The organism is Amycolatopsis granulosa (assembly GCF_011758745.1).
Taxonomy (GTDB): Bacteria; Actinomycetota; Actinomycetes; order Mycobacteriales; family Pseudonocardiaceae; genus Amycolatopsis_E; species Amycolatopsis_E granulosa.
Window position 1 is genome coordinate 4,987,417 of record NZ_JAANOV010000001.1, and the last position, 10,854, is coordinate 4,998,270.

The following is a 10,854-nucleotide window of genomic DNA, read 5'->3' on the forward strand; positions in this document are numbered from 1 at the left end:
AGACCGCCGCCGCGCCAGCGAGGCCGAAGCCAGTGCTCTGGCCTCGGGAATACGCCTGCGCATCATCCGGTTGACGTTTGCGGAGGCGCTGACGAACAAGGAGATCGCGCAACGCCTGGACCGGGACCCGGCCACCACGCTGCACCACGTACGCAAGCTGGTCGACACCGGCTTCCTGGCGCCGCAATCACCCCGCCGGGGCAACCGCGGGGCGAAAGAAATCCCGTACCGTTCCACCGGTAAGTCCTGGGAGCTGGACGGCACCGGCGACCGCGCCCTGGCCGAGGCGATCCTGGAGGCGTACCTGGCCGAGGTCGCCGAGCTGGACCGCGGCGAGCTGGACCAGTCCCGCCTGGTCATCCGGGTCGATCCGGACGGGCGGCGCGAGTTCGAACACCGCCTGGCCGACCTGCTGGACGAGTTCAAGAACCGCTCCACCCCCGGCGGCGGCGAGCAGTTCGCCGTGTACGTGGCGGTGTACCCCAGCCGCTAAACGATTCGGACAATCCCGCGACCCGTGGGACCATGGAAGGACGATGACAGAACTGACCTACACCGACCCCGGCCAAGACCCGTCGACGGGCGAGCTGGAGCTGTCCGACCGCGCCTCGCTGCGGCGGGTGGCGGGGCTCTCCACCGAACTGTCGGACATCACCGAGGTCGAGTACCGCAAGCTCCGCCTCGAACGCGTGGTGCTGGTGGGCGTGTGGACCGAGGGCACGGCGGCGCAGTCCGAGGCCTCCCTCGCCGAGCTCGCGCGCCTGGCCGAGACCGCGGGCTCCGAGGTGCTCGAAGGACTCGTGCAGCGCCGCGCCAAGCCCGATCCGGCCACCTACATCGGCTCGGGCAAGGTGCGTGAGCTGTTCGACATCGTGGTCGCCACCGGCGCCGACACGGTCATCTGCGACGGCGAGCTCTCGCCCGGCCAGCTGCGCCAGCTGGAGGAGCGGCTCAAGGTCAAGGTGATCGACCGGACCGCGCTGATCCTGGACATCTTCGCCCAGCACGCACGCTCGCGCGAAGGCAAGGCCCAGGTCGAGCTCGCCCAGCTGCAGTACCTCATCCCGCGCCTGCGCGGCTGGGGTGAATCACTGTCCCGGCAGGCCGGTGGCCGTGCCGGCGGCGCGAACGGCGGTGTCGGCCTGCGTGGTCCCGGTGAGACGAAGCTGGAGACCGACCGCAGGCGCATCGGCAAGCGGGTGGCGAAGCTGCGCCGCGAGATCGCCGCGATGGACACCATCCGTGCCACGAAGCGGGGCCGCCGGGTCGCCAACGAGGTGCCCAGCGTCGCGATCGTCGGCTACACCAACGCGGGCAAGTCCAGCCTGCTCAACGCGATCACCGGCGCCGGTGTCCTGGTGGAGAACGCGCTGTTCGCCACCCTGGACCCGACCACCCGGCGGGCGGCGACCCCGGACGGGCGGACGTTCACGCTGACCGACACGGTCGGTTTCGTCCGGCACCTGCCGCACCAGCTGGTCGACGCGTTCCGCTCGACACTGGACGAGACGGCCGACGCGGACCTGCTGCTGCACGTCGTGGACGGGTCCGACCCGGCACCGGAGGAGCAGGTGAACGCGGTGCGCCAGGTGCTCACCGAGATCACCGCTAGCCACGAGAGCCCGCTGCCGCCGGAGCTGATCGTGATCAACAAGGCGGACGCGGCCGACGAGCTGTCGCTGGTCCGGCTGCGGCACCTGCTGCCGGGCGCGCTCGTGGTGTCGGCGAGGACCGGGGAGGGCGTGCCGGAGCTGGTCGAGGCGCTGGCCGAGCGGTTGCCGCGGCCCGACGTGGTCGTCGAGGCGCTGGTGCCCTACACCCGTGGCGAGCTGGTCGCCCGGGCGCACGCCGAGGGCGAGGTCCTCGCCGAGGAGCACCTGCCCGAAGGCACCCGGTTGAGCGCGCGGGTCCGCCCGGACGTGGCGTCCGCCCTGGAGGCGTACGCGGTGAACGGTTCGCCGGCCTGAGATCGGTACCGTGGCTCGGGTGAGCCTCGGAAGCACTGCGCTGGCGCCGGTCCTGTCCGTCCTGCTGGGGCTGGGCGCGGGACCGGTGAGCGCGGCGCAGGTGCCCGCGCCGCAACCGCTGTGCTCGGTGACGGACAAGCGGCTCGGTGAGCTCTCCGGGCTGGTGAGCGACGGGTCGCGGTGGTACGCGATCAACGACGGCGGAACGAAGGTGCAGATCTTCGTGCTGGGCCGGGACTGCGCGGTCCAGCGGGTGATCACCGGTAGCACCGATCCGTACGACGTGGAGGACCTGGCGCGGGCCGCGGACGGCACGTTCTGGCTCGCCGACACCGGCGACAACCGCAAGCAACGCGACACCGTCGCCCTGCTGGCCGTCACGCCGGAGGGCAGGGTGACGTTGTACCGGCTGACCTATCCCGACGGGCAGCACGACACGGAGGCGCTGCTGCTGGACGCGTCCGGCACGCCGTACCTGGTCACGAAGTCCCCGCTCGGTGAGGCCGGGATCTACCGGCCGGCGAAGCCTCTCGCCGGTCCAGGGCCGACGCCGCTGGAGCGGGTCGGCTCCATCACCGTCAAATCCACGGACACGCCCGGCGGCCCCGTCGCTGGGTTCGGGTCGGTGCTGGTCACCGGCGGTGCGGTGAGCAAGGACGGCACGGTCGTCGCATTGCGGACCTACACCGATGCCTACCTGTTCCCGGCGCCCGACCGGGACGTGGCGGCCGCGCTGCGACGCGAGCCGGTGCGCATCCCGCTGCCGGGCGAACAGCAGGGGGAGGCGATCGCCTTCGAGCCCGACGGCACGCTGCTGTCGGCGTCCGAAGGGACCGGTCAGCCCGTGCGGGCGGTGCGCGGCGCGGCGGCGCTGGTCGCCACGGAGACGACGGCGAACGGCCAGGCGTCCGGCGCGGGCGGGGAGGCGCCCGGCCCCTCCGCCGGGCCGGGCGGGATGGCGCCGGTGCCCGCGCTGTTGCTCGCGATCCTGGTCGCCGGCGGCGCGGTGTTCGCCTGGACGAAGCTGCGGAAGCGGTTCGGCCGCTGATCGTTTCGAACGATCGGGCGATCTTGCGCGTGCACGCGGCCAAGCCGCCGGAAACCCTCGCTCAGAGGCGGCGGATCACCGCGACGACCTTGCCCAGAATCGTCGCCTCGTCGCCGGGGATGGGGTCGTACGCCTCGTTGTGCGGCATCAGCCAGACGTGGCCGTCCTTCTGCTTGAACGTCTTCACCGTGGCCTCGCCGTCGATCATCGCGGCCACGATCTCGCCGTTGTTGGCGGTGGGCTGCTGGCGCACGACCACCCAGTCCCCGTCGGTGATCGCGGCGTCGACCATCGAGTCACCGGTGACGCTGAGCAGGAACACCTCGCCCTCGCCGACGATGTCCTTGGGCAGCGGGAAGACGTCCTCGATGGACTGCTCGGCCAGGACCGGCCCACCGGCGGCGATCCGGCCGACCAGCGGCACGTACGCGGGCTTGGGCATCGGCGTGGTCTCCACCTCGGCCTGGGCGGTCAGGACCCCGACGGCACGCGGGCGGTTGGCGTCCCGGCGCAGGTAACCCTTGCGCTGCAGCGTGCGCAGCTGGTGCGACACCGACGAGGTGGACGTGAGCCCGACCGCCTCGCCGATCTCGCGCACGCTGGGCGGGTAGCCGAAGCGGTCGATCCACGCCTTGATGACCTCGAGGATCTGCTGCTGGCGCGGGCTCAGGCCCTCCTCCACGGACTCGGGATCGGGGAGGGGATGCACGTCCCCGAACCGGCCCCCGGGCCTGCGGATCGTCTCGCCCGTCTCTTGCGACACCCTGCTGCCTCCCAGCTCTGGAGCGGCCGGGACGCGCACCCGCGCGACCGGCGCTGTCCGCCTCTGCTGGTCACCCACAGTAGTGCACCGGACAGCAAACATCAAACAACTGTTCGACGACACGCCGGGGCGTGCTCGATTTTGTCGTACCCGGGTGGTACACATTCGCACGGGAGTTCGATAGAACGGTTGTTCGACCGGCGGTCGCCGCCGCGGGTCGGGGATCTGCGAGGAGGTTCCGCCATGTCGGTACTGACGCACCAGGGGCCGGAGAGCGGGCAGCGGCTGGTCCGGGGCGCGCCGGAGGACGGCGGGCGCACGGCACTGCGCCCGCGTCGGCCGGAGGTTCGGCGGCCGCCGACGCGCTCGCGCGCCGTCGCCGGACGCCGCCCCGGTCCGGTCGCCGCGTGCCCGCGCCGGGTCGCGCCGCGCTGGCCGTGGCTCGCCGCGATCGGCGTCGCCATCGCGCTCACCGTCACCGGGTTGGGTGCATTCGCCGGTTCGTTCGGGCCGCACGTTCCGGCACGGACGGCCATGGTCGCGGTCGCGCCGGGGGAGACGCTGTGGGATCTGGCGCGGCAGTACGCGCCGGACAGCGACACGGGTGCCGTGGTCGAGCGCATCGAAGCGCTGAACCACCTGCCGGCCGGTTCCGTGGTCCCCGGTCTGTTGCTCACCGTGCCGGTGGAGTCCGGCTCCGTGACGCCGGCGCCGTGAACCCCGTCGCCATACCGCATCGCTCGCTCGTGTCGCTTGCGCCCCGCCTGCACGCGATCTAAGGTCCACCGCTATATCTAGTAGTTACATGGCTGTAGTTGGTCCACAAGTTGGGGTAGACTGAGGACGAGTTGTCCACAGGCGGTGGGCGTTCACCCACCGGATATCCACAAGTCGATCACCAGGCCGGGCCGTAGCGTGGCGGCACGGGCTGGGGTGGATGTCGCCCGTGCGGCGCGAGAGGGGAAGGTGGCGGAGAAGATGCGGTGTCCGTTCTGCCGTCACGCCGATTCCCGGGTCGTCGACTCACGGGAGGTGGACGAGGGGCAGGCCATCCGCCGCAGGCGGTCCTGCTCCGCGTGCGGGCGCCGGTTCACCACGTCCGAGACGATGGTGCTGGCGGTCGTCAAGCGGTCTGGCGTCACCGAGCAGTTCAGCCGGGACAAGGTGGTCCGGGGCGTGCGCCGGGCCTGCCAGGGCAGGCCGGTCGACGACGACGCCCTGCAGCAGCTCGCCCAGCGGGTCGAGGAGTCGATCCGCGCGGCCGGAGTCGCCGAGATCCCGAGCCACGAGGTCGGCCTGGCCATCCTCGGGCCGCTCCGGGAGCTCGACGAGGTCGCCTACCTCCGGTTCGCCAGCGTCTACCGCTCCTTCTCCTCGGTCGAGGACTTCGAGAAGGAGATCGCGGACCTGCGCAAGGCCATGGCTGAGAAGCACGGCGACGACAGCGCGGCCCGGGCATGAGCCCGGCGCGTAGCGGGAGGGACGGATCCATGACCGAAACCGTGGGCGCGAACACGGCGAGCGGCAAGGCGGCCAAGCGGGGCAAGCGGGGGCTGAAGATCAGCCGGGTGTTCACGACCGAGGGCGTGCACCCGTACGACGAGGTCACCTGGGAGCAGCGTGACGTCGTCATGACCAACTGGCGGGACGGGTCGATCAACTTCGAGCAGCGGGGCGTCGAGTTCCCCGAGTTCTGGTCGATGAACGCCACCAACATCGTCACCAGCAAGTACTTCCGCGGCGCGGTCGGCAGCCCGCAGCGCGAGCGCAGCCTCAAGCAGCTCATCGACCGCGTGGTGAGCGCGTACGTCAAGGCCGGCACCGAGCACGGCTACTTCGCGACGGCCACCGACGCCGAGGTCTTCGAGCACGAGCTCACCTGGATGCTGCTGCACCAGGTGTTCAGCTTCAACTCGCCGGTGTGGTTCAACGTCGGCACCTCCTCCAAGCAACAGGTCTCCGCCTGCTTCATCCTCGCCGTCGACGACACCATGGAGTCGATCCTCGACTGGTACAAGGAAGAGGGCATGATCTTCCGCGGCGGCTCCGGCGCGGGCATCAACCTCTCCCGCATCCGGTCGTCGAAGGAGCTGCTGTCCTCCGGCGGCACCGCGTCGGGTCCGGTGTCGTTCATGCGCGGCGCCGACGCCTCGGCGGGCACCATCAAGTCCGGTGGCGCCACCCGCCGCGCGGCGAAGATGGTCGTCCTGGACGTCGACCACCCGGACATCGAGGAGTTCATCCAGACCAAGGCGCGCGAGGAGCAGAAGATCCGCGTCCTGCGCGACGCCGGGTTCGACATGGACCTCTCCGGCGCCGACATCACGTCGGTGCAGTACCAGAACGCCAACAACTCGGTGCGCGTCACCGACGAGTTCATGCGTGCCGTCGAGTCCAGCGGCGAGTTCGGCCTGCGTGCCCGCCTCACCGGTGAGGTGCTGGAGACCGTCGACGCCAAGAAGCTGTTCCGCTCGATGGCGCAGGCCGCGTGGGAGTGCGCCGACCCTGGCCTGCAGTACGACGACACGATCAACGACTGGCACACCTGCCCCGAGTCGGGCCGGATCACCGCGTCGAACCCGTGCAGCGAGTACATGCACCTGGACAACTCCAGCTGCAACCTGGCGTCGCTGAACCTGCTGAAGTTCCTCTCCGACGACGGCACGTTCAACGGTGAGCTCTTCGTCAAGGCGGTCGAGTTCATCATCACCGCGATGGACATCTCGATCTGCTTCGCGGACTTCCCGACCGAGGCGATCGGTGACACCACCCGCAAGTTCCGCCAGCTGGGCATCGGCTACGCCAACCTGGGCGCGCTGCTGATGGCCACCGGTCACGCCTACGACTCCGACGGCGGCCGCGCGCTCGCCGCGAGCATCACCTCGCTGATGACCGGGACCTCCTACCGCCGTTCGGCGGAGATCGCGGGCGTGGTCGGCGCGTACGAGGGCTACAGCCGCAACGCCGAGGCGCACCAGCGGGTCATGCGCAAGCACGCCGCGGCCAACGACGCGATCCGCACCATGCACACCAACGACGCCGCCATCCGCGACCTCGCCACCCGCGAGTGGCAGAGCGGCATCGAGATCGGCATGAAGAACGGCTGGCGCAACGCGCAGGCCAGCGTGCTCGCCCCGACCGGCACCATCGGCTTCATGATGGACTGCGACACCACCGGGATCGAGCCGGACTTCTCGCTGGTGAAGTTCAAGAAGCTCGTCGGTGGCGGCTCAATGCAGATCGTGAACCAGACGATCCCGCGGTCGCTGAAGGCCCTGGGTTACCAGGACGAGCAGATCGAGGCGATCGTCGAGTACATCGCCGAGCACGGTCACGTGGTCGACGCGCCGGGTCTGCGCCCGGAGCACTACGAGGTGTACGACTGCGCCATCGGCGAGCGCTCCATCGCGCCGATGGGGCACGTGCGGATGATGGCCGCGGTGCAGCCGTTCCTGTCCGGCGCCATCTCCAAGACGGTCAACATGCCCGAGTCGGCGACGGTCGAGGACATCGAGGAGATCTACTTCCAGGGCTGGAAGCTGGGCCTCAAGGCGCTGGCGATCTACCGCGACAACTGCAAGGTCGGCCAGCCGCTGTCGAGCGCGAAGAAGCAGGCCGAGACCGCCGAGGTGGCGGAGCCGGAGAAGGTCGTCGAGTACAAGCCGATCCGCAAGCGGCTGCCGAAGAAGCGCCCGAGCCAGACGCTGTCGTTCACGGTCGGCGGTGCCGAGGGTTACCTGCACGCGGGTTCCTACCCGGACGACGGGCTGGGCGAGATCTTCGTCAAGCTCGGCAAGCAGGGGTCGACGCTGGCCGGTGTCATGGACGCCTTCTCGATGTCGATCTCGGTGGGTCTCCAGTACGGCATCCCGCTGGAGTTCTACGTCTCGAAGTTCTCGAACCTGCGCTTCGAGCCGGCCGGGATGACGGACGACCCGGACATCCGGATCGCCACCAGCGTGCTGGACTACCTGTTCCGCCGGCTGGCGCTGGACTACCTGCCGTACGAGAAGCGGGCCGAGCTCGGCATCTTCACCGCGGCGGAGCGGGCCGCCCAGGTCGAAACCGGTTACGGCGCTCAGCCCGCCGAGCCGGAGAACGTGGACCTGGAGGAGCTGCGCAGCACGGTCGATTCGAGCCCGGCGAAGTCCGAGTCCGCGGAGCAGCCCCACGTGGCGCACAGCACGGCCGAGTTGATGGAGCTGCACCTCGGCAAGGCCGCCGACGCCCCGCTGTGCATGACCTGCGGCACCAAGATGCGCCCCGCGGGTTCCTGCTACGCGTGCGAGGGCTGCGGCGCCACCTCCGGCTGCAGCTGAGAGTGAACGCCCTCGTCGGGTGAAGTGACTGGTCGGAGCCGGGACGGCAGTTGCCGTCCCGGCTCCGCCGCGTCTGGTCCCGATGGCGTGCGAGTACGTCACGTACTTGACGTACTCGAGCGTGCGGGGTCTCCTGGTGGAGATCACCGGGAGGCTGGCACGTCCGCTGTTCACCACGACAGCTACAGCGATGCGCGCGCACATCTGAAGGACCTGTTGGATGCCGCCGAGAAGGGCCGGGTCGCCACGGTCAGGCGGGACTCCGCGACGGCCGCCGTGGTGGATGTCAAGCGGCTGCGCCACTTCCTCGCGTCGCTCGTCCCCTCGCGCGCCCAGGTCGTCGCGGAAGCCGGGGGCTGGTCGGTGTTCATTCCGGGGCTGCCGGTGGCCGTGGACGGCGCGTCGTTCGACGAGGCGGTCGACGAGATGATCGACGCTCTGCGGGAGTACGCGCAGGACCGGCAGGAGCGCCTGCTGGATGCTTCCAACCACCGGGACAACTGGGGTTTGGTGCAGTTGATCAGCCTCAGTGACGACGGGCGACTACGCGACTGGCTTGTCGGCGCAGCAGGGTGACAACCTGGCCACAGCCGGCTCGCCAGGATCACGAGACGTTCTGCCGGGTCGAGGAGTGGCGCCGGGTGCGCGACGCTCACGGCCGGGCCGGAACACACCACGTCACGTACGAACTCGATCTCGCCGACGGCAGGATTCTCCGTACCCGCATCTCGCACCCGGTCGACCGCAGCGGCTACGGCCGGGGCAGGGGGAAGCACATCCTGCGCGACCAGCTCGACGCCGGGGAACCGGAATTCTGGTCGTGCGTGCAGGACGGCGTCACACCGGCTCGCGGGACACCGGAGCCGCCGGCGGGGGCCCTGCCGGCCGATCTCGTGTTCCTGCTGATCTCGCGTGCCGGTCTCGACGAGGCGGAGGTGGCGGGGATGAGCAAGGACGAGGGGATCGCGCGGCTCCAGCGCTACTGGTCCGAGGGCGCGTGACCGGCGCCTCCGGCCCCGGCTGTCACATCCCGGCTCCCTGTCCGGTCTCCCCGGTATGAGCGAAACCATCCTCGTCACGGGCGGAACCGGAGTCCTCGGCCGGGAGGTCGCCCGCTGCCTCCGCGCGCCGGGGCGGGAGGTCCGGATCCTGAGCCGCCGGGCCGCACCCGCCGGCACGCCCTACTCCTGGTACACCGGTGACCTGCGCACCGCGGACAGCCTGGACGCGGCTGTCGCGGGGGCGGGCGCGATCGTGCACTGCGCGACCACTCTCGGCACGAAGGACGCCACCACCACGCGGACCCTCGTCGAAGCCGCCCGTCGGGCCGGCGTGCCGCACGTCGTGTACATCTCGATCGTCGGCGTCGACCGGATTCCGCTGCCGTATTACCGGGCCAAGCTCGCCGCGGAGGAGGCCGTGATCGCGTCCGGTCTACCGTGGACCGTCCTGCGGGCCACGCAGTTCCACGATCTCCTGTTCCGTGGGCTGGAGGTCCAGCGGCGCCTCCCGGTTGTCCTCCACCCGGCCGGGTTCCGCTTCCAGCCGGTCGACTCGCGCGAGGTCGCGCAGCGCCTGGCCGGCCTCGCGCTCGGCGACCCCGCCGGCCGCGCACCCGACATGGGCGGCTCGGAGGTCCGCGACGCCACCGACCTCGCCCGGATCTACCTCCGCGCCCGCAACCGCCGTCGCCCGCTCGTGCCGGTCCCCATCCCCGGCGCGATCGGGCGGGGATACCGGGCGGGGCACCACCTCACCTCGAACGCCACCGGCCGCACCACGTTCGAGCAGTTCCTGGCGGACCGAACGTGAGGCGCCGCGCGGACGGCTACGCCGCCATCGCGTAGAGCACCTCGCGCAGCGTGTCCTCCCGGTCGGTGCGCCACACCACCCGCAGCGCCAGTTCCGCGCTGTCCGGTACCGGCAACGCGACCAGCGTGCCGTCCGCGAGGTCGCCGCTGACCACGAAGTCCGGCAGCAGCGCCACGCCCAGCCCCTGGGTGACCCACGCGCGGATCGTGGAGACGCTGTCGAACTCCAGCCGCCGGCCGGTCGTGCCGAGCAGGCGGTCGGCCGCCATCCGGAACGAACACCCCGGCGGGGTCACCAGCAGCACGTCCTCACGCGCGGTCTCGCCGGGCCGCGCGACCAGGTACAACCGCACGGTGTCGATGTCGGCGAACGACAGATCACCGCCGTCGAACCCCAGCGTCCCCAGTACCGGTCCGGTGTCCAGCAGCAGTCCCGCGTCCAGTGATCCGTCCGACACCGCCCGCAACATGGGCTGCCGCATCAGGGACCGCACCGCCAGGTCGACGTCCGGCCGCCGGTCGCCGAGGCGGGCGACCACCGCCGGCAGCCGGGTCGCCACCAGCGTCTCGAGGGCGCCGACGGTGAACCGGGTGCGTTCGTCGCTCACCAGCCGCCGGATCGACTCGGCCTGGTCGAGCAGCCGCCGTGCCTCGGGCAGCAGCAACCGGCCACGCTCGGCCAGCTCCATGCCCGTCGGCTTCCGGTCGAACAACACCACCCCGAGCGAGGTCTCCAGCGACCGCACGTGCTCGGACACCGTCGCCGGGGACAGCTCGAGCCGCTGCGCCGCCCCGGTCACGGTGCCCGCCGAGGCGACGGCGACGAACGCCCGCAACTGCCGCAGCTCCATGAGAACCACCCTAACGATGCGTCGTTCGGGAAAACCGAAAGGGGCGTCCGGACCGGCCGGTTGAGCGGTGAGGGCCGGAACCGGAGAGTCACCGT

Annotated in this window: 11 protein-coding genes; 9 read left to right on the plus strand and 2 right to left on the minus strand. The window is 70.8% G+C overall.

Features of this window, described 5'->3' with window-relative positions; genetic code table 11:
• The first annotated feature begins 37 nt into the window (after positions 1–37).
• The 3 genes from FHX45_RS24475 to FHX45_RS24485 are packed head-to-tail and all read left to right on the plus strand — an operon-like array spanning position 38 to position 3,015.
• A complete protein-coding gene (locus FHX45_RS24475; RefSeq protein ID WP_208407615.1) occupies positions 38–493 on the plus strand; it encodes an ArsR/SmtB family transcription factor in 456 nt (151 codons plus the stop codon).
• A gap of 43 nt (positions 494–536) precedes the next feature.
• Positions 537–1,967, plus strand: a complete 1,431-nt coding sequence (gene hflX / locus FHX45_RS24480; protein ID WP_167106475.1) for a GTPase HflX — start codon at positions 537–539, stop codon at positions 1,965–1,967.
• A 19-nt stretch (positions 1,968–1,986) separates the two neighbouring features.
• Entirely contained in the window at positions 1,987–3,015 is a 1,029-nt protein-coding gene (locus FHX45_RS24485; protein ID WP_341771600.1) for an SdiA-regulated/phytase-like domain-containing protein, read from the plus strand.
• 61 nt (positions 3,016–3,076) lie between these two features.
• Here FHX45_RS24485 and lexA read toward each other — a convergent pair whose 3' ends face one another.
• Complete coding sequence (gene lexA, locus FHX45_RS24490) at positions 3,077–3,778, minus strand: transcriptional repressor LexA (protein WP_167106478.1); 702 nt, start codon at positions 3,776–3,778, stop codon at positions 3,077–3,079.
• Positions 3,779–4,021: 243 nt separating this feature from the next.
• On the opposite strand from lexA, the gene FHX45_RS24495 reads away from it, so the two are divergent.
• The 6 genes from FHX45_RS24495 (at position 4,022) to FHX45_RS24520 (ending at position 9,909) form a co-directional block, all read left to right on the plus strand.
• On the plus strand, positions 4,022–4,495 hold the full coding sequence (locus FHX45_RS24495; protein WP_167106481.1) for a LysM peptidoglycan-binding domain-containing protein: 474 nt from the start codon (positions 4,022–4,024) through the stop codon (positions 4,493–4,495).
• Between the two features lie 261 nt (positions 4,496–4,756).
• A complete protein-coding gene (gene nrdR, locus FHX45_RS24500) occupies positions 4,757–5,239 on the plus strand; it encodes a transcriptional regulator NrdR (protein WP_167106484.1) in 483 nt (160 codons plus the stop codon).
• Between the two features lie 29 nt (positions 5,240–5,268).
• Complete coding sequence (locus FHX45_RS24505) at positions 5,269–8,097, plus strand: vitamin B12-dependent ribonucleotide reductase (RefSeq protein WP_167106487.1); 2,829 nt, start codon at positions 5,269–5,271, stop codon at positions 8,095–8,097.
• A gap of 87 nt (positions 8,098–8,184) precedes the next feature.
• The gene (locus FHX45_RS24510; RefSeq protein WP_167106490.1) at positions 8,185–8,673 is read left to right on the plus strand and encodes a prevent-host-death protein; all 489 of its coding nucleotides are present in this window, start codon (positions 8,185–8,187) and stop codon (positions 8,671–8,673) included.
• Positions 8,674–8,738: 65 nt separating this feature from the next.
• Positions 8,739–9,098 carry a cytotoxic translational repressor of toxin-antitoxin stability system gene (locus FHX45_RS24515; protein WP_341771601.1) on the plus strand — a complete coding sequence of 120 codons (360 nt, stop codon included), beginning with the start codon at positions 8,739–8,741 and terminating at the stop codon, positions 9,096–9,098.
• 55 nt (positions 9,099–9,153) lie between these two features.
• Positions 9,154–9,909, plus strand: coding sequence for an SDR family oxidoreductase (locus FHX45_RS24520; protein ID WP_167106496.1), 756 nt, complete (start codon positions 9,154–9,156; stop codon positions 9,907–9,909).
• 16 nt (positions 9,910–9,925) lie between these two features.
• Here the strand turns inward: FHX45_RS24520 and FHX45_RS24525 are convergent, their stop codons facing one another.
• On the minus strand, positions 9,926–10,759 hold the full coding sequence (locus tag FHX45_RS24525) for a LysR family transcriptional regulator (protein WP_167106499.1): 834 nt from the start codon (positions 10,757–10,759) through the stop codon (positions 9,926–9,928).
• Between the last annotated feature and the right edge of the window lie 95 nt (positions 10,760–10,854).